Here is a 20,589-nt window from a genome sequence, read left to right as displayed (position 1 = left end):
CGCTTCGGCGGGTCGGAGTGGCGAACAGGCGACCGGGACCGAGTGCATCGATGCAGATTCGACTTTCACCCTTTGCCGAGACGTGTTGGAAGAGTTGACGTTCGAGCAAGAAATGCGGATGTGATCTAGCGTCGCAATCCTCGCCCCGAGTCTCACCTCTACCTGCCGGGGCCGGAGGACTCATGAACCACATCTCGCGTATCGGACGGCTACTGGTCGTACCCCTGGCACTGACGGCCGCCCTCACCGTCGCGGCTCCGGGTGTTGCAGACGCGGCGCCGGGTATCAGCACGGCCAAGCTCCGGTTCGGCATCGTGAACGAGGGCGGTCCCCTGGCCGGCGCCGAACTCGACCGCATTGCCACACAGGCGGGTGAAGCGCCCTCCGTCGTCATGACCTACCAGGATTTTCGGTCGCAGCCGCCGATCTCCCAACTCGATGCCGTCGCGGCCCGGGGGGCCACCACCATGATCACCTGGGAACCGTGGGCGTGGGGCGGTGGCACCGTGCAACCCGACTTCCGCACCGATCGCATCACCGCAGGTGCTTTCGACGCTTACATCCGTTCGTGGGGAACGGCATTGGCGCGGTGGGGCAAGCCGGTCATGCTGCGCTTCGGGCACGAGATGAACGCCAACTGGTACCCCTGGGCCGACGGAGTGAACGGAAACGGTGCGGGCGACTACGTCGCGGCCTACCGTCGCGTGCACGACGTCCTGCGCTCCGCGGGCGCCGCCAACGTGTCGTTCGTCTGGGGACCGAACGTCCCGGACTACGGCATGACCCCCCTGAAGGGCCTGTACCCCGGATCGTCCTACGTCGATCAGGTTTCCCTGGACGGATACAACTGGGGCACAACGCAGTCCTGGAGTTCGTGGCAGTCGGCATCCGCGATCTATGCGACCGGAATCAGCCAGATGCGCAACATCGCACCGGGCAAACGAATCATCGTCGCCGAGGTCTCCTCGGCGGAGGCCGGCGGATCGAAGTCGACGTGGATCAAGGATGCGATCTCGTACTTCGCCGCGAAACCCGATATCTCCGCGGTCGTCTGGTTCAATCTGAACAAGGAACAGGACTGGCGATTCGACAGCACCGCGGCCAGCGCGACGGCGTTCCGTGACGCACTGGCCCGACGCCCGCGCTAACCGAGGATTGCGGTGGCCGCGGCCCGTGCCTCTTCGGTACTCGACGTGGTGAGGACGGCGGCCGCGGCCCGACGGCACTGATCGAGCGTGACCGACTCCAGCTTGGCCCCGACGCCCGCCACGGCGGCGGACGCCGCGGACAGGGACGTCACGCCGAACCCGACGAGCACACAGGCCAGAAGCGGGTCGGCCGCTGCCTCACCGCACACACCGACGGGCTTGCCCACTCGCGCACCGGCTTCCGCCGTCTTGGCCACGAGGGTGAGGACGGCGGGCTGCCACGGGTCGGTGAGTCCAGCGAGGTTGGCGGACATCCGGTCGGCGGCCATCGTGTACTGCGCGAGGTCGTTCGTTCCGATCGAGAGAAAGTCGACGTGGTCGAGGATGCGGTCGGCCAACAGGGCTGCGGCCGGTACCTCGATCATCACGCCCGGCTTGAGCCCGCGCTCACGGACGTCCGCCGCGAAGGCTTCGGCCTCGCTCGCCGTGGCGATCATCGGCGCCATCACCCACGGCGCCGAACCGGTGGTCTCGGCTGCGGCGGCAATGGCGTCGAGCTGCCGGTAGAGGATGCCGCGGTTGCCCTCGGCGATACGGATGCCGCGGACACCGAGCGCCGGATTGGCTTCGTCGGGGTGGTTGGCGAAGCGCATCGGCTTGTCGGACCCGGCGTCGAGCGTACGGATGACGACCTTCTTGCCGTCGAACGCGTCGAGTACCTGGCTGTAGATCTCTGCCTGCTCGTCGACCGTGGGTTCGGTGTCGCGGTCGAGGAAGCTCAGCTCGGTGCGGAAGAGGCCGATTCCCTCGGCGGCAGTCGAACTGGCAGCGCGGGCACCGGCGCCGTCCTGGACGTTTGCGAGGACGTCGACGAGGTGACCGTCGGCGGTGCGGCCGGGGCCCTCCCACTGCGATACCTGCTCGAGGTGCGACTTCGACTCGGCCACAGCAGTGTTCGCGGTGTCAGGATCAGGGTCGACGACGACGAGCCCGGTGGTGCCGTCGACCATGACCAACGTGCCGGACTCGATGTCGTCGAGACCGGTGACGGCCACGATGCACGGGATTCCGAGCTGGCGCGCGATGATTGCGGTGTGGCTGGTCGGACCACCCAACGAGGTGGCCAGTCCGACCACGAGCGATGCGTCCAGGCCGGCCGTGTCGGCGGGAGCGAGATCTTCGGCGAGGAGGATCGAGGGGGCGGTCGGGGTGGGCACGCCGGGCTCGGGGAGACCGAGAAGCTCGGCGATCACACGATCACGGATGTCGTAGAGATCGGTGGTGCGCTCGGCCATCCGCCCGCCGAGCGTGGCCAGGGTGTTCGCCAGCTTGCCTGTCGCCACCGACACGGCGACGACTGCGCCGGCACCGTTCTTCACCTGCTTGACGGCGGGAGACAGCCATCCGCGATCCTCGGCCATGGCGGCGTTGGCTGCGAGCACCTCGGACGCCGAACCGGTGGCCAGCGCGGCGCGGTCCTTGAGACGGCCGCCGACCACGGCGGCCGCGTCGCGCAGGCGCGCCACCTCGGCTTCGCGCTCGTCCTCGGCCACGGTCACCTCGTCGGCGGGCGGTACGGGCCGCGGTGCCGGACGGATGACCGGGGCGTAGCCGACCCCCGGAACGACCGGCGTTCCCTGGTACTCGCTTGTTTTCGTGGTGACCGATCCCGACATGACGTTTTCTCCTTCGACGTATGTTTCACGTCTCGACTTACCTGACTTGTGACTCAGATTACTCGAATCCATTGACAAGTCAACACACACGGGCGTAAAACAACATAAAGCAACAGAAAATCCCGAGGAGGTGAAGATGTACGCAGAAGAGCGACAGCAAGCAATCGCGAGCCTGATCGGTCAGCGTGGACGGGTGTCGGTGACCGAACTCGCCGACTCCTTCGAGGTCACTACCGAAACCGTACGTCGGGACCTCGCGGTCCTGGACCGAATCGGACTGGTCAAACGAGTTCACGGCGGCGCCGTTCCTGCGTCCACCCTCATTTCGACCGAACCGGGCATGGCCGAACGCGAGCACACGCACGCCGATCAGAAGGACCGCATCGCCTCCAAGGCGCTCGCGTACCTGCCGCCGGCGGGCGGAAGCATGATCGTCGACGCCGGAACCACCACCGCACGTCTCGCTGCACTCCTTCCCGTCGACTGCGATCTGAACGTGGTCACCAATTCCGTTCCTATCGCCGCCCGACTCGCAACCGTCCCGTCGGCGCACCTGCATCTGCTCGGCGGCCGCGTCCGAGGCGTCACCCAAGCGTCCGTCGGCGAGGACGCACTACGAGTCCTCGGCACGCTGCGAGTCGACGTCGCGTTCGTCGGGACCAATGCCATCAGCGTCGGACACGGCCTGTCCACCCCGGACAGCGACGAGGCCGCGGTCAAACGCGCTATCGTGTTGGCAGCCAATCAAGTTGTGGTCGTTGCCGATTCGGCCAAGCTCGGGCGCGAGTTCCTCATCTCGTTCGCCCCCATCGACAGCGTCGACGTGCTCGTCACGGACGACGGCATCTCCAGCGCGGACGTCACTCGTCTGCAAGATCAGGGAATAGAGGTAGTGGTGGCATGATCGTCACACTCACGGCCAACCCCAGCATGGACCGAACCGTATCGCTGGACGGTGCGCTCGTCCGTGGCTCGGTACACCGGGCATCGGGATCGACCACCGACCCCGGCGGCAAGGGGGTGAACGTCGCCCGTGTCATCAGCTCGGCCGGAAAGGGCTGCACTGCAGTACTTCCCGGAAACGGAAGCGATCCACTCCTCGCCGCACTCGGTGCCATCGGTGTTCGGTACCGCGCCGTTCCGACGCTCGGCGCCGCACGCATCAACCTCACGGTGAGCGAACCCGACGGCACCACCACCAAGATCAACGAACCCGGGGCGACGGTTGCCTCGGACACGGTCGACGGGCTGTTCGCGACGATCCTCGATCTCGCGGCGCACGCCGAGTGGGTGGTTCTCTCCGGGTCCGTTCCGCCCGGCATCTCGGCCGGCTGGTACGGCGAGCTGGTGCGGGCCATGGCGAACCTCGAGTGCAAGGTTGCGGTCGACACCTCCGACGACCCTCTCACGGCACTCGCCGCCGGATTCCCCGACACCGCACCGGATTTGATCAAGCCCAACGCCGAGGAGCTTGCCCAGCTGACCGGCTCCGACGGAGACGAACTCGAACGAGCCGCTGCCGCAGGAGATCCGAGTCCGACAGCGTCCGCGGCTGCGATTCTCGTCGACCGGGGTGCGGGCGCAGTCCTTGCCACCCTCGGAGCAGCGGGAGCCGTTCTGGTCACGGCCGACGGTGCCTGGTCCGCGATTCCTCCCCGAATCACGCCCCGAAGCACCGTCGGTGCGGGAGACTCGTCCTTGGCCGGGTACATCCTGGCGGACCTCGACGGGGCCGACGGGGGCGGCCGTCTGGCACGCGCCGTCGCCTACGGCACCGCAGCCACCGCGTTGCCGGGCACGCAGCTCCCGACACCCGCTCATGCGAGAGAGGGTGACGTGACCATCCGAACACTCGATCAGCCGATCCGCGCATGACCTGAAGAACCTTCCTTTCATCCACAGCACGACCGCACACCAAGGAAAGAATCAATGACCACCTCCAGCACCAAGCCGGGAATCATCAGCGAGGAGCTGATCGCTCTCGACGCGGACCTCGGCTCCACCAAGACCGAGGTCATCGAGAAGCTGGCCAGGCTGCTGGCCGACGCCGGCCGCGCCACCGAGGTCGACGGACTGCGCGACGCAGCCCTCGCCCGCGAGGCGCAGTCTGCGACCGGCCTTCCCGGGGGCATCGCAATCCCCCACTGCCGGTCCGCCGCCGTCACCACGGCGTCCCTCGGCTTCGCTCGTCTGAACCCGAAGGTCGACTTCGGCGCCCCGGACGGCGACGCCGACCTCGTCTTCCTCATCGCCGCGCCCGAGGGTGCCGGTTCGGAGCATATGAAGCTGCTCTCGAGCCTGGCTCGTGCGCTGGTCAAGCCGGCGTTCGTGACCTCGCTGCGCGAAGCCGCCACCCCGGCCGACATCGTCGCGCTCGTCGAGGACGTGCTCAAGCCGAAGGCACCCAAGGCATCGACCGCAACGCCGGCGGCAGCCGCGGTCAGCACGACCAAGGACGCCGGACCCGGTGCCGCCGGACCCGGTGACACCGACTCGGGCGCAGCCCGCCACATCGTCGCCATCACCGCCTGCCCGACCGGAATCGCGCACACCTACATGGCAGCCGACTCGCTGACCGCAGCCGGCGAGCGCGCCGGAGTGCCGGTCTACGTCGAGACGCAAGGTTCCTCGGGTTCGACTCCCCTCGATCCGTCGGTCATCGCGAACGCGGCCGCAGTCATCTTCGCCACCGACGTGGGCGTCAAGAACCGTGAACGGTTCGCCGGCAAGCCCGTCATCGAGTCCGGAGTCAAGCGGGCCATCAACGAGCCCGACGTGATGGTCACCGAGGCACTGCGCGCCTCAATGGATCCGTCGGCCCGCACCGTGTCCGGCACCGCTCCCGGCGCGTCCGACGCGTCGGCGTCCGGCAGTTCACTCGGCTGGGGTACGCGCCTGCGGCAGATTCTCCTCACCGGCGTCAGCTACATGATCCCGTTCGTCGCCGCCGGCGGTCTTCTCATCGCACTCGGATTCCTCCTCGGCGGATACGAGATCAAGGGCACCGCCGAAGACATCATGACCAACAACAGCATCACCAACCTGCCGGACGGCGGCATCCGAATCTTCCTCGGCGCTGTCCTGTTCCAGCTGGGTGGCCTCGCCTTCGGATTCCTCGTTCCCGCACTCGCCGGCTACATCTCGTTCGCCATCGCTGACAGGCCCGGCCTCGCGCCAGGTTTCACCGCGGGCGCCGTCGCGTTGTTCGTCGGTGCGGGCTTCATCGGTGGCCTCGTCGGTGGCATCATCGCCGGCTTCGTCGCACTGTGGATCAGCCGCATCTCCGTGCCGCCGTGGCTGCGCGGTCTGATGCCCGTCGTGATCATCCCGCTCGGCGCCACCCTGGTGGTCGGTGCGCTGATGTTCCTGGTACTCGGTCGTCCGCTCGCCGCGATCACCACCGGCCTCACCAATTTCCTGAACGGACTGTCCGGGTCGTCGGTCATCATCCTCGGCATCATTCTCGGCCTGATGATGTGCTTCGACCTCGGCGGGCCGGTCAACAAGGCGGCCTACGCCTTCGCGACCGCCGGCCTCAGCGTCGACAACACCGCATCGCTCAAGATCATGGCCGCCGTCATGGCTGCGGGCATGGTTCCGCCGCTCGCCATGGCGCTCTCGTCCACCCTGCGTCCGAAGCTCTACAGTGAGGCCGAGCGCGAGAACGGCAAGGCCGCATGGCTTCTCGGTGCCGCGTTCATCTCCGAAGGTGCCATCCCGTTCGCCGCAACCGACCCGCTGCGCGTCATCCCGTCGATGATGGCCGGAGGCGCCGTCACCGGCGCGCTGATCATGTCGTTCGGAACCACGCTCAGTGCACCGCACGGCGGCTTGCTGGTGTTCTTCGCAATGAACAACTTCTTCACGTTCCTCGCCGCACTGGCGATCGGCACGGTCGTCTCGGCACTGCTCGTCACTTCGATCAAGCAGTTCGCGGGTAAGAAAGACCCCGCTCTGGTCGAAGACAAGATCGCCGTGGCAGCCTGATCTTCACCACTCCACCACCAGAAGGAGCACTTATGCCCAGCACCACCGTCACCGTCGGATCGGCCATCGGGCTGCACGCCCGCCCGGCCGCCATCATTGCCGAAGCGGTCGACGCCGCCGGGGAAGAAGTCACCCTCGAGGTCGAGGAAGACGAAGAGGTCGACGCCGGATCGGCTCTGCTGATCATGACCCTCGGCGCCACCAAGGGCACCGAAGTGAAGGTCACCGCAGAAACCCAGGAGACGCTCGACAAGATCGCCGCGCTGGTCGCGTCGGACTTGGACGCCTGAGCTCCCTCCGCACCGGCAACGCACCCCTGCTCCCGCGTCACGGGCAGGGGTGCGTTGTCAGCTGTGGAGCGCGAAGTCGACGGCGGCGTGCGACGCCAAGGCGTCGCGCTCGAACCATGCAGCGACGGTGTGGACCAGTCGGGACAGGATGCGCATGGTGCTGAACCTAGGTACCGACCGCCCTGGTGTGAAGGCTTCGGATCACGATGATTCGAACAGGTGTTGGATGGACGTCATGACAGCGAACACTCTTCCCGGCGGCACCTTCACGATGGCCGACGATCTCACCGTCACCCGTACGGGTTACGGGGCGATGCAACTCGCCGGACCGCACGTGTTCGGCCCACCCGCCGACCGTGACGCCGCGATCGCGGTGCTCCGCGCGGTGATCGAACTCGGCATCAATCACATCGACACCAGCGACTTCTACGGGCCGTACGTCACCAACGAGATCATCAAGGAAGCGCTGCACCCGTACCCCGACTCGCTGCACCTCGTGACCAAGGTCGGATCTCTACGGGACGCGGAGGGCGGCTGGCCCAAGGCCATGGCGCCGGAGCAGCTTCGTCAAGCCGTTCACGACAACATCGACCGGCTCGGACTCGACGCCATCGACGTGGTGAACCTCCGCGTCGGCGGCCTCGACAGCCCCACGCCCGGCTCGATCGCCGAGCCCTTCACCGTGCTCGCCGAACTGCAGCAGCAAGGGCTGATCAAGCATCTCGGCGTCAGCACCGTCACGGCAGACCAGGTCGCAGAAGTACAGACCATCGCACCTATCGTGTGCGTCCAGAACTTCTACAACGTCGCCCACCGCGATGACGACCAACTGATCGATTCGCTAGCCGCACAGGGTATTGCGTACGTCCCCTATTTCCCGCTCGGCGGCTTCTCACCGCTGCAGTCGGCAGAGCTGGAAGCCGTCGCGGCGCGGCTGGACGCCAGTCCGATGTCGGTGGCGCTGGCGTGGCTGCTTCAGCGCTCCCCCAACATCCTTCTCATCCCCGGCACCTCGTCGGTGGACCACCTGCGCGAGAACGTCAGCGGTGCGGGTCTGGCACTCTCGGCAGACGATGTGGCGGAGCTGGACCGTATCGGTACGTAACCGCGCCCGACCGGGGCTGAGCGGATACGGGCCTCACAATGTGGCTGCAGCCCCGGTAGGACAGACTGGTCCAATGGCCCGATGGATGGAGGACGAGCGCCTGCAGCGGTGGGGCCGGACCCTGTTCCTCCTCTACCTGCTCGGCGTGGCAGGTCCCACGGCGGTGGACTCGCTGACCACTGCGCGCGACTGGGCCCACCTCGCGGTATGGCTCGTCGCCGTAATAGGTTTCGCAGGAGCGGCATACGGGTCGTGGAAGCGCTATCGACATCCTGAGCGCATCACCGCTCCTGTGCCGCCGAACGAGGTCGACGCCGCCGACGTGACTTCGGTGATCGATGTGTCCGGCTCTCGTATCGGCGCGATCAAATCGTTGCGAACGCTCTATCCCGGCCTGGGTTTACGCGACGCGAAGGATCTCGTCGACCGACATTCCGTGACGTGATCGACCCCTGGAATCATTAGCGAAGGTCGGTATAAAATGGCCGCGTGGACGACGCGGAGAGCAAGGAGAGCCGGCGGCGGTGGGGTGCCACCCTCGGCTTGATGGCCATCTTGTCTATCACCGGAGACGCCGTTGGACCCATCGCATCGGATCCGTCGATCCGAGACTGGGTTCGCTTGATTCTCTGGACCGTGGGGACGATCTATTTCGCATTCAACGCATACGCTGCCTGGCAGAAGCATCGCCGGCGTCCCGACCGGCCCGCGAAGCCAGTCGCACCGGCCGATGTAGCCGAGGACGACGTCCTTGCCGCGACCGAAACGTCGTGCGACCGCATCGAGTCCATCAAGAGTCTGCGAGTCCGCTACCCCGGCCTCGCATTTCGCGACGCGCGGGAGCTCGTGGACCGGTATTCCCGAACCTGACCGACACCGCCTATTCGCAACCCGTAACGGCTGTCGATGTCCGTGCCAACCATGTTCCGGCAGAGCGGGAATCGGGTGCGGTTGACCGCGCGTACCGCGGTGAACAGCACCGAATTTTTGTCGACCTTCAAATCGTTAGCCGAGGACGGCGTGATTTCCGTGGCTTCGGTCCGGATCCATGGGCGGTGCGGCCCGCTCCGAGACTTTGCTACCGCCGCCGCTTGACCGCCAACACAGCTGACCCGAGAATGACGAGCGCGACGACTCCCCCGGCCACCAGTACCCACACGACCGTGGGCAAGGACGACTGCTGCTCGTCCGCAACGGGTTTCGCCGGAGCCGCCACCGCAGTCGCCCCCCGAAGCACACCGATCGGCGGAAGCGTCGTTGTCGGGGTGAAACCCTCCTCCGACCCGAACAGAAGATCACCGTTCTCGGTGAACGCCAACGACTCGCCCTGCGGCTGAGCGGGCAAGGGGACCTGCTTCGTCGGCCCGGACATCAACGCGGACACCACGTTTCCGTCGGGCGCCCAGTAGAGGTACAGGTCGGTGTACGTGCGCAGAGCCACCACCGTTCCGTCGGCGCTCACGGCGCCTCCGGTCACGAGAAGCGAACCCTGGATGAGGGGTGGTCCGCCGGTCGTGCTCGTGGCGGCCAGCGTCACGTCGCCGACGCGCATCAGCGCCGTGGGACCCGGGGAGGCCAACTGGTCGACGGGCACGCCCGCGCTGTAGATCCCGCTCACACCGCTCGGCACCTTCGTCACGATCACCGGTATTGCGTCCCGTCCGACGAGCAGCGTCTCCGCGTCGTGGGGCCCGTCGGGATACGCCAATCGGTGCAGTTCACCGGCGCCGTCGGCAGGGTCGAGGCGGGTGAGCGCGACGGTCGACCGAATCGAGTCGTTGTCCCCGATGTCGGCCAGCCACAACGAGTTTCCGTAGTGGGACAGATCTTCGACGTCGTACGGATCCACCGGATTGGGTATCCACCGCACGACGGCGCACGTCGACGGGTCCATTTCCGCGACGCGGTCGTCGGCGCCGCTGTCACCCATCCCGTAGAGGAACCCACCGAGCTCGGTTGTTCCCGACAGCTCGGACAGTCCCGGGTCCGTGGGCGTGCACACCTCACCGAACTGGAGGTCCTGGGCCGCCGCAGTTCCCGGAAACATCACGAACAGGGCGGCAGTGAGAGCGAGAGCCCTACGCACTGTGGCTGAAGTCGTGCAACGCCGACGCCAGCGCATACGGCACCTTCGCGTCGATGCGGGTGCCACCGTCCTCGTGTGTGGAACTGACGATCTGCCCGTCGGCGTGAATTCGGGACACCAGGTCGCCGCGGTCGTACGGCAGGAGAACGCTTACCGCGACTTCCGGCGGACGCACCAATTCGCTGAGGCGCGAACGCAATTGGGGAATGCCTTCGCCCGTGTGGGCGGAGACGAAGACGGCTCCGGGCAGGAGACTGCGCAGCTGCGTCAACGTGATCGGGTCGGCGACGTCGATCTTGTTGACCACCACCAACTCCTGCACCGGCACGGTGTTCTGCTCGCGCACGACGTCGGTGATGACTTCGTGCACCGCGTTGATCTGCTCGGTGGGCAGGGGATCCGAACCGTCGACGATGTGCAGCAGGAGATCAGCGTCGGTGACCTCTTCCAGGGTCGACCGGAACGCCTCGACGAGCTGAGTCGGAAGGTGTCGCACGAACCCGACGGTGTCGGTGAGAACGCAGGCCCGACCGTCGTCGAGCTCGCCCTTGCGCGTCGTCGGATCCAACGTCGCGAAGAGCGCGTTCTGCACCAGCACTCCGGACCCGGTGAGCGCATTGAGGAGCGAAGACTTGCCGGCGTTGGTGTAACCGACGATCGCGATGTTCGGAACGTCGCTGTGCAATCGGCGAGTTCGCTTGGTGTCGCGAGCAGCCTTCATGCCCTTGATCTCGCGGCGCAGCTTTGCCATTCGCTCACGAATGCGTCGACGGTCGGTTTCGATCTTGGTTTCACCGGGACCACGCAGGCCCACACCACCGTTGCTGCCGGCTCGACCACCGGCCTGGCGGGACATCGATTCACCCCAGCCGCGCAGTCGCGGAAGCATGTACTCCATCTGGGCGTACGCCACCTGCGCCTTGCCCTCGCGGGACGAGGCGTGCTGAGCGAAGATGTCGAGGATCAGCGCGGTGCGGTCGATGACCTTCACCTTGACGATCTTCTCCAGGGCGGTCAGCTGCGCCGGAGTGAGTTCACCGTCGCAGATCACGGTGTCGGCGCCGGTCGCCAGCACCACCTCGCGCAGCTCCTTGGCCTTGCCGGATCCGATGTATGTCGCGGCGTCCGGCTTGTCGCGGCGTTGGACGAGGCCCTCGAGCACTTCCGAACCGGCGGTCTCGGCGAGCGCCGCAAGCTCGGTCATCGAGGAATCGGCCTGAATCGCGGTTCCGGAAGTCCACACCCCGACCAGCACCACCCGCTCGAGTCGCAGCTGGCGGTACTCGACTTCGGTGACGTCGGTGAGTTCGGTGGACAGACCCGCGACACGGCGAAGCGATGCGCGGTCCTCGAGCTGCATCTCTCCGACCGACCACGCGACATCGTCGTCGTGATCGTCGGAGTAGTTGTCGGCGTCGGGCAAAAGATCATGTGAGTTCGTCATACACCGTCCATGATCCACGAAAACCCGTTCGCATGCACCGGCATTACCGGAGAGAGGCCCACCAGGCATCGGAGACGGTTCCCGAGGCCACGAGCTTGGACGGCCCGCGCAGCTCTCCGACCCCGTCGGCGATGCGCACTTCGACCTCGCCGCCGAGGACACGGACTTTCACGACACCGTTCTCGGCGCCATCGAATCGAAGTGCGGCCGCTGCGGCAGCGACGGTTCCGGTGCCGCACGAGCGGGTCTCACCGACCCCGCGTTCGAAGACGCGCATGTCGACGGCACCGTCCCGCGGGACGGTCACGAACTCGATGTTGACCCCGTGCGGGAACACGTCCGCGTCGAACTCGGGCTGCGACGACAGGTCGAGGGTCCGCAGGGCGCCGCTGTCCAGCTCCGCGTCGACGCAGGCCAGATGTGGGTTTCCGACGTCGATGCCGACACCGTCGAACTTCCGGCCGGCCACCATGGCGCTGGACCGCCCCAGGTCACGAACCTCTCCCATGTGCACGGTGACGTCGGCATCGGTGTTGTCCGCGGAGTGCACCGTCACGGGCCTGGCCCCGGCACGACTGCCGACCACGAAGTCCGAACGCGATTCCAGGCCCGACGAGCGCAGGTAGTGGGCGAACACCCGCACGCCGTTGCCGCACATCTCCGCTATCGACCCGTCCGCGTTGCGGTAGTCCATGAACCAGTCGTCGTGATCGAGCCCCGAGGGAAGTTCGCTCAGGACTCCGCGCTCGAGCAGGGCGCCGGACCTGGCGACCCGCAGCACCCCGTCGGCTCCAATACCCCGGCGACGGTCGCACAGCGCGTCGACGCGCGACGGCTGCAGGTCGATCGCCACGTCGAGGTCGCGAAGGAGCACGAAGTCGTTCTCGGTGCCGTGACCTTTCGCGAAATCCATGGTGGCCAGCTTAACCGCGTCGCTGGCGTGCGATCTCGTACAGACTCACCGCGCCGGCCGACGGCGCCCCGAGCGAACTCGCCGACCCCCCGATCGGGATGGACACCACGGTGTCGCATGCCTCGCGCCACGCCGCACTCATCCCCCGCGTCTCGTTGCCGACCACGAGAACCGTTCCGCCGGTGAAATCGTGGCCGTACAGAGGGACCGTTCCGGTTTCGTCGGTGCCCACCACCGACATCGGGACGCCGAGGCCGGCCTGACGGGTAACGAAATCTGCGATGTCCGACGGTCCGGTGGCCTGCGCCACCGGCACGGCAAAGATCGATCCGGTGGAGGCGCGGACGCACTGCGGATCGAACGGATCTGCGCCGTGCCCGGTGATCACCACCCCGCCGGCGCCGAACGCGTCGGCAGAACGGATCAGAGTGCCGAGGTTTCCCGGTGACGTCGGGCGGTCGAACACCACGATGACGGGGTCCGCGCCCGGCGGATTCCACGCTTCCAGGTTCGCCCACGCCGTCGACGCGATCGCGAGAAGCTCCGGAGGTTGGTCCGGCTTGTCCCCCAGTTCACCGATCAGCTCGGCCGACATGCCCACCGCCGGGACCGTGGCCGCGCCCAGGACGTCCGCTGCCCACGACGACAGCGGCGCGTCCTGCAGTCGGTAGACGAGAGTGTCGATCGGCCAATTCCGTTCGAGCGCAAGGTTGAGCGGCCGCACCCCCTGAAGAACGAACAGTCCTGCGCGCGTGCGTTTTGCGCGATTGGTCAGGTAGGACTGCCACTGTTGGAAGCGTGCGTTGCGGGTGGTGATCATCTGATCCATGTCTTCGAGACGCCCTTTCCGACGATCTGCAAGGCCCGGTCCTCGAGATGGGGGTCGGCACCGTCGAGCCACGTGATGCGCGGATCGCGACGGAACCACGAGCGCTGACGCCGAACATAGCGTCGGGTGCCGGTGAAGGTGAGCTCTCGCGCCTGCTCCTCGGTCAGTTCGCCGTCGAGCATGGACAGAACTTGTGCGTACCCGATCGCGCGAGCAGCCGTGACACCGTCCCGAAGACCGCGATCGACGAGTCCGACGACCTCGTCGACGAGCCCGGTGTCGAACATCTGCGAAGTGCGCTGCGCGATCCGCTGGTCGAGTTGCTCTGTCTCGCGGTCGATTCCGAGAATCATCGTGTCCCAGCGCGGCGCGCCGATGACCGGAGCCGACGCTGCGAACGGTTTGCCCGTCAGTTCCACCACCTCGAGCGCACGCACCATGCGCCTGCCGTCGGTCGGCAGGATGGTGGCGGCAGCAGCCGGATCTGCGGCAGTCAGAGCCTTGTGCAGACCGGCAGTTCCCTGCGCCGCCAGGACGGCTTCCCACTTCGCTCGGACAGCGGGATCTGTTGCAGGGAAGGCCCATTCGTCGAGGAGGGACTGGACGTACATCATCGAACCACCCACGATCACCGGGACGACGCCGCGACTGCGCATGTCCTCGATGTCGGCGGTGGCCGCATCCTGGTACCCGGCGACGGTGGCGGTGGCGGTCACGTCGAGAACGTCGAGTCGGTGGTGCGGGATCCCGCGGCGCTCGCCGACCGGAGTCTTCGCCGTACCGATGTCCATGCCCCGATACTGTTGCATCGCATCGATGTTGACGATCTCGCCACCGATCTTCGCGGCGATCGTCAGCGCCAGATCCGACTTGCCGGTGGCGGTGGGGCCGACGACTGCGACCGGCCTCACGGCGTCCGGTCTCACGGCGTCCGGTCTCACGGGATCCACAGACCCACGAAGTATCCGACTCCGTACGGGGCGCCGGAATACAGCTCGGTCGCACTCGACACGGGTTCCATCGCGGCGGCCGCGATCTGCCAGATCGCGCGGCCGTTCATCCCGATCTCGCGGCAGGTCTCGACGTCCAGGGCGGCCAGAGACCGGGCGTCACCGGTTCGCAGCGCACGATCGACGGTGGCCTGAACGGCGGGCGCATCCTCGTGGAAGGACCCCGGGGCCTTGTCCGTCAACGTCGTGGCACCGTCGGCGATCACCAGAAGGCCGATCGGTTCATCGGACGCGTCCAGTTCCGCACGCACGGCGAGCCCGTACCGACGGCAGTCGTCCGCATCGGTGGCGGCGGGAACCGTTCGGACCTCGAGCCGAACCTGCGATGCTGCGTTGGTCCGCACCCACGCCCCGGTCAGTGCGGTCAACGGGAGTAGTCGGTCGACGGTGGACGGAGAATCGGGGGATTGGGTCACCACCACATCGGCGCCGAAACCCGCGTACGTTCCCGCCGCGGTCGTCGGCACGGTACCGAGGGCGTCGCCGATTCCGACGGCAAGCCACGTTCTGGCGCGGCGACCGAGGGCGGCACCGGCGTCGAGTGTGGCCTGCCGCAGATCCGCCGTCTCCTGCGCGGCCGATCCGGCCAGTTCCGGAACCAGGATCGGCGGGGACGAGACCAATGCGGCGGCAACGAGCACCCCTTCAACCTAGTCGGTGGGAGTTCATCGCCTGTTTCACTGGTCGTTGCGGCGCCGAACGGGGTTGAATGGTCGAGCACACGTAGTTCAGGCAGCCGTGACGCGCGGCAGAGACGAGGACAGATGACCGAGAACACAGGACCCAGCACGACCGGAACCGACGCCGCCGCCGAACCCAGCGGAACGGCGGATACACCGGCACCGTCCTCCTCGCCGAAGCCGTCACCGCGGCCCGGGCCCAGACCTGGCCCGATCCCGTCTCACAAACCTGTTCCTCACCCGGCCGCGCATGCTCCCGCACCGGTGACGACCGACCCGTCGAAGTTCGGGCGAGTCGACGACGACGGCACCGCGTGGGTGAACGGTCCCGACGGCGAGCGACAGATCGGCTCGTGGCAGGCCGGCGACGCCGCCGAGGGCCTCGCGCACTTCGGCCGCCGCTACGACGACCTGGCCACCGAAGTTTCCCTGCTCGAGGCCCGACTCACCTCGGGTGCCGGCGACGCGAAGAAAACGAGGGCAGCGGCAAGTGCGCTGGCCGACACGCTGGCGACCGCGGCCGTCATCGGCGACCTGGAGTCGCTGAAGACTCGCTTGCAGACCATCGTCACCAGCTCCGACGAAGTTGCTGCGGCCAACAAGGAACAGAAGGAACGCGAGCGCACCGAGAACACTGCGCGTAAGGAAGCGCTGGCAACCGAGGCCGAACAGATCGGCAACGAGTCGACGCAGTGGAAAACCGCCGGGGACCGTCTTCGCGAGATTCTCGACGAATGGAAGACCATCCGCGGCGTCGACCGCAAGGTGGACGACGCACTGTGGAAGCGGTACTCGAAGGCGCGCGAGGCGTTCAACCGACGTCGCGGTGCACACTTCGCCGATCTGGACCGCGAGCGTGGTGCAGCGAAGGTGAAGAAGGAAGAACTGGTCGCCAAGGCGGACGAGTTGTCCGGTTCGACGGATTGGGGCGGCACCGCTGCGGTGTTCCGCGATCTGCTGGTCGAATGGAAGGCCGCCGGACGCGCCCCTCGCGATGCCGACGACGCGTTGTGGAAGCGTTTCAAGGGTGCGCAGGACGTGTTCTTCGCCGCACGCAACGCCGCACAGTCGGAACAGAACGCCGAGTTCGAGGAGAACGCCGCAGCGAAGGAAGAACTGCTGAAGAGCGCAGGTTCCATCGACCCGGCGACGGACATCGAGGGAGCGCGAGCAGCGTTGCGTGCGCTCCAGGACAAGTGGGACGCGATCGGCAAGGTCCCGAGGGAGAAGATGCAGGACCTCGAAGGTCGACTGCGCTCGATCGAGAAGAAGGTCCGAGACGCAGCCGACAACGAGTGGCGCAGAACCGATCCCGAAGCCGTGGCGCGGGCCGCCCAATTCCGGGAGCGCGTCACCTCCTTCGAGGATCAGGCCGCCAAAGCTGTTGCGGCCGGAAAGACGAAGGACGCCGAGAAGCTGCAGGCGCAGGCCCAGCAGTGGCGCGAGTGGGCCGAGGCCGCCGAGGGCGCGATCAGCTGAAGTCGGCCGGTCCTCGCTCGGCGCGCGCGTCCGCTTCTGCGGTGGCGATACGTCGCCGCTCGGCTGCGGCGAGTTGCGCCGTCGACCTCAGCCACACGGCGCGTAGCCAGTGGAAGGTGAGGATCGCCACGACGATCCACGCGAGAACCAGTCCGATCCCGGGTCCCGCAGCGGTCGAGGTGGACGGCAGTGTCTGGCGCGACCAGATTGCCAACAGCCCGAACACCGTGGCGACACCGGACCCGTAGAGGGCAATCCACGCGAGTGCCCACTTCTGAGTCACCAGGGCGAGCGTCGAGAAGATCACCGCGAACACCAAGGTCAGCCACACGAAGATGCGGGACGGCAGCGCAATCGATTCGGCGACCGCGTCCGCATCGCCGGCCAGCACGTCCCAGCCGTTCGCAGAACCGGTGTGCGGCAACGCGAACGACAGGAGCAGTACGAGAACGGCCACGGCGACCACGAGGGCACGCGCTCCCGGATCGATGGCGCCGGAGACCTTGCGTTCGGCGTCCTCCATGGTGCCGAGGCGGTCGAGAGCGGCCTGCTTGTCGATCTGCGATTTTTCGGTCACAGTGCACATCCTGTCGATACGGGTTCCGGCGCCGGGGCGCCGATTCTGGGTAGTCCGAGTCCGACGCCGATGGGCGCCGTTTTCGGGGTGATGCCGAGGGCATGTCGGTCACCGGCCTTGGTGGCGCGGTGCGTGAGAATCTCGCCGTCGGCGACGAGGTGGTACGGCCGAGCGTCGGTGACGCGGGTGGTCACGATGTCCCCCGGCCGAATTGCCGACGGGTCCGCTCCGGGACGGAAGTGGACCAACCGTCCGTCACGGGTGCGTCCGCTCATCCGCTCGGTTGCAGCGTTCTTCCGGCCACCGTGCGCGGAGACGAGGAGCTCGACCTCGTTGCCCACGACGGCTTGGTTGCCTTCGAGGGTGATCTGCTCCTGCAGGGCGATCAGGCGTTCGTATCGTTCCTGCACCACGGCCTTCGGGATCTGATCGGCCATGTCCGCAGCGGGCGTTCCGGGCCGCTTCGAGTACTGGAACGTGAACGCACTGGTGAAACGAGCGCGGCGCATGACGTCGAGCGTGTCCTGGAAATCTTCTTCGGTCTCCCCCGGAAACCCCACGATGATGTCGGTGGTGATCGACGCGTCGGGGATCGCCGCGCGGACGCGGTCGATGATCGACAGGAACTTGTCCTTGCGGTAGGACCGTCGCATCGCGCGTAGAACTGTGTCGGAACCGGACTGCAATGGCATGTGCAGCGTGGGGCACACATTGGGCGTCGTCGCCATCGCGTCGATGACGTCGTCGGTGAACTCGGCAGGGTGCGGAGAGGTGAATCTCACGCGTTCGAGACCGTCGATTGTTCCGCACGCCTTCAGCAGTGCGGCGAATGCGCCGCGGTCACGAGGAAGGTCGGCGTCGGCGAAGGATGCCCCGTATGCGTTGACGTTCTGACCGAGCAGGGTCACCTCGAGCACGCCTTCGTCGACGAGCGCCTGCACCTCGGCGAGGATATCGCCGGGCCGACGGTCGACCTCCTTGCCGCGCAGCGACGGGACGATGCAGAACGTGCAGGTGTTGTTGCAGCCCACGGAGATCGACACCCATCCGGAATGGGCGGAATCACGCTTGGCGGGCAATGTCGACGGGAAAGCCTCGAGCGACTCGAGGATCTCGACCTCGGCGCGCTCGTTGTGACGTGCGCGATCCAGGAGCGCCGGCAACGAACCCAGGTTGTGGGTACCGAACACCACATCGACCCAGGGGGCTCTCTTCACCACCACGTCGCGGTCCTTCTGCGCCAGGCATCCACCGACCGCGATCTGCATGTTCGGGTTTGCCTCCTTGGCGGGGCGCAGCATGCCGAGGTTTCCGTACAGCTTGTTGTCCGCGTTCTCCCGAACCGCACACGTGTTGAACACGACGAGGTCCGGGTCGGCACCCGCCTCGGCAGGTACGTATCCGGCATCCTCGAGAAGTCCGGACAGCCGCTCGGAGTCGTGCACGTTCATCTGACAGCCGTACGTGCGCACTTCGTAACTTCGTCGGGTTCGGTCGATCGTTTCCACCGCTCCAGGGTACGGCCCGCCCCACCTGGCCCTTTCCACCACCGATCCTTCCGGCGAGACCCGGGTGCGAGTAAAGGTTTCATTACATAACGGGGAAAGAACCCCAATAAATGCCTGTATGCGAGCAAACTACGAATAGGGTCACTGCCATGAGTTCGCCCGCCGTACCGGTATCTGCACACCGTCCGATGATCTCGATGCGCGGAGTGCAGAAGCACTTCGGCGATCTGCACGTCCTCAAGGACATCGACCTCGAAGTTCCCACCGGGCAGGTCATCATCGTTCTCGGACCGTCCGGCTCCGGTAAGTCGACGTTGTGCCGCACCATCAACCGCCTCGAGCCGATCGATACCGGCACCATCGAGGTCGACGGTAAGGAACTTCCGTCCGAAGGAAAAGCGTTGGCCGCCTTGCGCGCCGACGTCGGCATGGTGTTCCAGTCGTTCAACCTGTTCGCGCACAAGACGATTCTCGAGAACGTCAAGCTCGCGCCCACGAAGGTCCGCAAGCTCGGTAAGGCCGAGGTGGACAAGACCGCCAAGGATCTTCTCGAGCGAGTGGGCATCGCCAATCAGGCGGACAAGTACCCGGCGCAGCTCTCCGGCGGGCAGCAGCAGCGTGTGGCCATTGCTCGCGCCCTCGCGATGAACCCCAAGGTGATGCTGTTCGACGAGCCGACGTCCGCACTCGACCCCGAAATGGTCAACGAGGTGCTCGACGTCATGACCTCGCTCGCCAAGGAGGGCATGACGATGGTCGTCGTCACCCACGAGATGGGCTTCGCCCGCAAGGCCGGCGACCGGGTCGTCTTCATGGCCGACGGTCAGATCGTCGAGGACACCGATCCCGAATCCTTCTTCACCGCACCGAAATCCGATCGCGCCAAGGACTTCCTCGGCAAGATCCTCAGTCACTGATCTCCACTTCCCTCTCACCCATTTCACGAAGGAGTTCGATGAAGATCACACGTTCGCTCCGCTTCGGCGTCGCCGCCGTAGCTCTCGCGTTTGCCGCCACCGCCTGTGGAGGTGACGAGGCCACGAGCGCGTCCGAAAGCGCGGCAAGCGGCACCCTCAACGTGGGTATCAAGTTCGATCAGCCCGGTCTCGGTCTGCGCAACCCCGATGGTTCGTTCACCGGCTTCGACGTCGAGGTGGCCAAGTACGTCGCCGACAAGCTCGGGGTTCCCGCCACCGGGATCACCTTCAAGGAAGCTCCGTCCGCGCAGCGCGAGACTCTGATCGAGAACGGTGAGGTGGACTACGTCGTCGCCTCCTACTCCATCACGGATGCACGCAAGGAGAAGGTCGACTTCGCCGGTCCGTACTTCGTTGCGGGACAGTCGCTTCTGGTGTCGAGCAACACCAACGACATCACCGGCCCGGACACCCTCGGCGGCAAGGTCTTGTGCTCGGTGTCGGGATCGACCCCGGCGCAGAAGATCAAGGATCAGTACCCGGACGTTCAGCTGCAGGAGTACGACACGTACTCCGCGTGCGTCGAGGCGCTGCGAAACGGCGCAGTCGCTGCGGTGACCACCGACGACATCATCCTGGCCGGCTACGCGGCGCAGTTCCCCGGACAGCTCAAGGTCGTCGGCCAACCGTTCTCGACGGAGAACTACGGCATCGGCCTGAAGAAGGGCGACACCGACACCCGCAACAAGATCAACGACGCCATCCAGGAAATGATCGACTCCGGCGCATGGAAGACCGCGTTCGAGTCCACCGTCGGACCGTCCGGTTATGCACTCCCCGCTCCCCCCACCGTCGACCGTTACTGAGCTGTCGGTTCTGACCTGAGAATGTCGTCGGCGGTCCGGATCTCCTTCCGGGCCGCCGACGACGTTCGCCCTAC

At 66.4% G+C, this 20,589-nt stretch carries 20 protein-coding genes; 11 read left to right on the top strand and 9 right to left on the bottom strand.

The annotated features are described in order from the left end of the window. Nucleotides 1-182: 182 nt before the first annotated feature. Nucleotides 183-1,148 (top strand): glycoside hydrolase family 26 protein, encoded by a 966-nt coding sequence (locus IEW02_RS11445; RefSeq protein ID WP_188544891.1) that lies wholly within the window; start codon nt 183-185, stop codon nt 1,146-1,148. On the opposite strand, the gene ptsP is transcribed toward IEW02_RS11445, so the two are convergent. Continuing rightward, nucleotides 1,145-2,824, bottom strand: a complete 1,680-nt coding sequence (gene ptsP, locus IEW02_RS11440; RefSeq protein ID WP_229745948.1) for a phosphoenolpyruvate--protein phosphotransferase — start codon at nt 2,822-2,824, stop codon at nt 1,145-1,147. The two genes, IEW02_RS11445 and ptsP, sit on opposite strands and share 4 nt — an antisense overlap. A 136-nt stretch (nt 2,825-2,960) precedes the next feature. On the opposite strand from ptsP, the gene IEW02_RS11435 reads away from it, so the two are divergent. From IEW02_RS11435 to IEW02_RS11405, 7 genes are all read left to right on the top strand, one after another. Continuing rightward, complete coding sequence (locus IEW02_RS11435; protein WP_188544889.1) at nt 2,961-3,728, top strand: DeoR/GlpR family DNA-binding transcription regulator; 768 nt, start codon at nt 2,961-2,963, stop codon at nt 3,726-3,728. Then, a complete protein-coding gene (locus IEW02_RS11430; RefSeq protein ID WP_188544888.1) occupies nt 3,725-4,699 on the top strand; it encodes a 1-phosphofructokinase family hexose kinase in 975 nt (324 codons plus the stop codon). Before IEW02_RS11435 ends, IEW02_RS11430 begins: the two co-directional genes overlap by 4 nt. A 54-nt stretch (nt 4,700-4,753) precedes the next feature. Then, entirely contained in the window at nt 4,754-6,811 is a 2,058-nt protein-coding gene (locus tag IEW02_RS11425) for a PTS fructose transporter subunit IIABC (RefSeq protein ID WP_188544887.1), read from the top strand. 32 nt (nt 6,812-6,843) lie between these two features. Further along, nucleotides 6,844-7,101 carry an HPr family phosphocarrier protein gene (locus tag IEW02_RS11420; RefSeq protein ID WP_188544886.1) on the top strand — a complete coding sequence of 86 codons (258 nt, stop codon included), beginning with the start codon at nt 6,844-6,846 and terminating at the stop codon, nt 7,099-7,101. Nucleotides 7,102-7,336: 235 nt separating this feature from the next. Then, nucleotides 7,337-8,206: an aldo/keto reductase family oxidoreductase gene (locus IEW02_RS11415; RefSeq protein ID WP_188544885.1), complete on the top strand. Its 870-nt coding sequence runs from the start codon at nt 7,337-7,339 to the stop codon at nt 8,204-8,206. Between the two features lie 73 nt (nt 8,207-8,279). Beyond that, nucleotides 8,280-8,651 (top strand): ribosomal L7/L12 family protein, encoded by a 372-nt coding sequence (locus IEW02_RS11410; RefSeq protein ID WP_188544884.1) that lies wholly within the window; start codon nt 8,280-8,282, stop codon nt 8,649-8,651. A gap of 44 nt (nt 8,652-8,695) precedes the next feature. Continuing rightward, nucleotides 8,696-9,076: a hypothetical protein gene (locus IEW02_RS11405; RefSeq protein WP_188544883.1), complete on the top strand. Its 381-nt coding sequence runs from the start codon at nt 8,696-8,698 to the stop codon at nt 9,074-9,076. A 208-nt stretch (nt 9,077-9,284) separates the two neighbouring features. On the opposite strand, the gene IEW02_RS11400 is transcribed toward IEW02_RS11405, so the two are convergent. Genes IEW02_RS11400 through IEW02_RS11375 form a run of 6 tightly spaced genes read right to left on the bottom strand, consistent with a single transcriptional unit; the run spans nt 9,285 to nt 15,129 of the window. Next, a complete protein-coding gene (locus tag IEW02_RS11400; protein WP_229745947.1) occupies nt 9,285-10,292 on the bottom strand; it encodes a hypothetical protein in 1,008 nt (335 codons plus the stop codon). After that, nucleotides 10,285-11,736 carry a GTPase HflX gene (gene hflX, locus IEW02_RS11395; protein ID WP_188544881.1) on the bottom strand — a complete coding sequence of 484 codons (1,452 nt, stop codon included), beginning with the start codon at nt 11,734-11,736 and terminating at the stop codon, nt 10,285-10,287. The genes IEW02_RS11400 and hflX overlap by 8 nt, the downstream gene beginning before the upstream one ends. 43 nt (nt 11,737-11,779) lie before the next feature. Continuing rightward, nucleotides 11,780-12,649, bottom strand: coding sequence for a diaminopimelate epimerase (dapF, locus tag IEW02_RS11390; RefSeq protein ID WP_188544880.1), 870 nt, complete (start codon nt 12,647-12,649; stop codon nt 11,780-11,782). Between the two features lie 10 nt (nt 12,650-12,659). Continuing rightward, complete coding sequence (locus IEW02_RS11385) at nt 12,660-13,478, bottom strand: TrmH family RNA methyltransferase (protein ID WP_188544879.1); 819 nt, start codon at nt 13,476-13,478, stop codon at nt 12,660-12,662. Further along, nucleotides 13,466-14,389: a tRNA (adenosine(37)-N6)-dimethylallyltransferase MiaA gene (gene miaA, locus IEW02_RS11380; RefSeq protein ID WP_188544878.1), complete on the bottom strand. Its 924-nt coding sequence runs from the start codon at nt 14,387-14,389 to the stop codon at nt 13,466-13,468. Before miaA ends, IEW02_RS11385 begins: the two co-directional genes overlap by 13 nt. A gap of 26 nt (nt 14,390-14,415) precedes the next feature. Further along, on the bottom strand, nt 14,416-15,129 hold the full coding sequence (locus tag IEW02_RS11375; protein ID WP_188544877.1) for a class III extradiol ring-cleavage dioxygenase family protein: 714 nt from the start codon (nt 15,127-15,129) through the stop codon (nt 14,416-14,418). Between the two features lie 123 nt (nt 15,130-15,252). Here IEW02_RS11375 and IEW02_RS11370 point away from each other — a divergent pair, with 123 nt between their 5' ends. Continuing rightward, nucleotides 15,253-16,647, top strand: a complete 1,395-nt coding sequence (locus IEW02_RS11370) for a DUF349 domain-containing protein (RefSeq protein WP_188544876.1) — start codon at nt 15,253-15,255, stop codon at nt 16,645-16,647. On the opposite strand, the gene IEW02_RS11365 is transcribed toward IEW02_RS11370, so the two are convergent. After that, on the bottom strand, nt 16,640-17,170 hold the full coding sequence (locus tag IEW02_RS11365) for an Rv2732c family membrane protein (RefSeq protein ID WP_188545303.1): 531 nt from the start codon (nt 17,168-17,170) through the stop codon (nt 16,640-16,642). The two genes, IEW02_RS11370 and IEW02_RS11365, sit on opposite strands and share 8 nt — an antisense overlap. 50 nt (nt 17,171-17,220) lie before the next feature. Next, complete coding sequence (gene miaB / locus IEW02_RS11360) at nt 17,221-18,732, bottom strand: tRNA (N6-isopentenyl adenosine(37)-C2)-methylthiotransferase MiaB (RefSeq protein WP_188544875.1); 1,512 nt, start codon at nt 18,730-18,732, stop codon at nt 17,221-17,223. Between the two features lie 188 nt (nt 18,733-18,920). Here miaB and gluA point away from each other — a divergent pair, with 188 nt between their 5' ends. Continuing rightward, nucleotides 18,921-19,649, top strand: a complete 729-nt coding sequence (gene gluA, locus IEW02_RS11355; RefSeq protein ID WP_188545302.1) for a glutamate ABC transporter ATP-binding protein GluA — start codon at nt 18,921-18,923, stop codon at nt 19,647-19,649. Between the two features lie 38 nt (nt 19,650-19,687). Next, the gene (locus tag IEW02_RS11350) at nt 19,688-20,515 is read left to right on the top strand and encodes a glutamate ABC transporter substrate-binding protein (RefSeq protein WP_188544874.1); all 828 of its coding nucleotides are present in this window, start codon (nt 19,688-19,690) and stop codon (nt 20,513-20,515) included. The last annotated feature ends 74 nt before the right edge of the window (nt 20,516-20,589 follow it).

The sequence above is a fragment of the Rhodococcoides trifolii genome (assembly GCF_014635345.1).
GTDB lineage: Bacteria > Actinomycetota > Actinomycetes > Mycobacteriales > Mycobacteriaceae > Rhodococcoides > Rhodococcoides trifolii.
This window is presented reverse-complemented; position numbering and strand designations above follow the sequence as displayed.

Coding starts and splice junctions, on each gene's coding strand:
- IEW02_RS11445 (WP_188544891.1), top strand. CDS start 183: ATGAACCACATCTCGCGTATCGGACGGCTACTGGTCGTACCCCTGGCA.
- ptsP (WP_229745948.1), bottom strand. CDS start 2,824: ATGTCGGGATCGGTCACCACGAAAACAAGCGAGTACCAGGGAACGCCG.
- IEW02_RS11435 (WP_188544889.1), top strand. CDS start 2,961: ATGTACGCAGAAGAGCGACAGCAAGCAATCGCGAGCCTGATCGGTCAG.
- IEW02_RS11430 (WP_188544888.1), top strand. CDS start 3,725: ATGATCGTCACACTCACGGCCAACCCCAGCATGGACCGAACCGTATCG.
- IEW02_RS11425 (WP_188544887.1), top strand. CDS start 4,754: ATGACCACCTCCAGCACCAAGCCGGGAATCATCAGCGAGGAGCTGATC.
- IEW02_RS11420 (WP_188544886.1), top strand. CDS start 6,844: ATGCCCAGCACCACCGTCACCGTCGGATCGGCCATCGGGCTGCACGCC.
- IEW02_RS11415 (WP_188544885.1), top strand. CDS start 7,337: ATGACAGCGAACACTCTTCCCGGCGGCACCTTCACGATGGCCGACGAT.
- IEW02_RS11410 (WP_188544884.1), top strand. CDS start 8,280: ATGGCCCGATGGATGGAGGACGAGCGCCTGCAGCGGTGGGGCCGGACC.
- hflX (WP_188544881.1), bottom strand. CDS start 11,736: ATGACGAACTCACATGATCTTTTGCCCGACGCCGACAACTACTCCGAC.
- dapF (WP_188544880.1), bottom strand. CDS start 12,649: ATGGATTTCGCGAAAGGTCACGGCACCGAGAACGACTTCGTGCTCCTT.
- IEW02_RS11385 (WP_188544879.1), bottom strand. CDS start 13,478: ATGGATCAGATGATCACCACCCGCAACGCACGCTTCCAACAGTGGCAG.
- IEW02_RS11370 (WP_188544876.1), top strand. CDS start 15,253: ATGACCGAGAACACAGGACCCAGCACGACCGGAACCGACGCCGCCGCC.
- IEW02_RS11365 (WP_188545303.1), bottom strand. CDS start 17,170: ATGGAGGACGCCGAACGCAAGGTCTCCGGCGCCATCGATCCGGGAGCG.
- gluA (WP_188545302.1), top strand. CDS start 18,921: ATGATCTCGATGCGCGGAGTGCAGAAGCACTTCGGCGATCTGCACGTC.
- IEW02_RS11350 (WP_188544874.1), top strand. CDS start 19,688: ATGAAGATCACACGTTCGCTCCGCTTCGGCGTCGCCGCCGTAGCTCTC.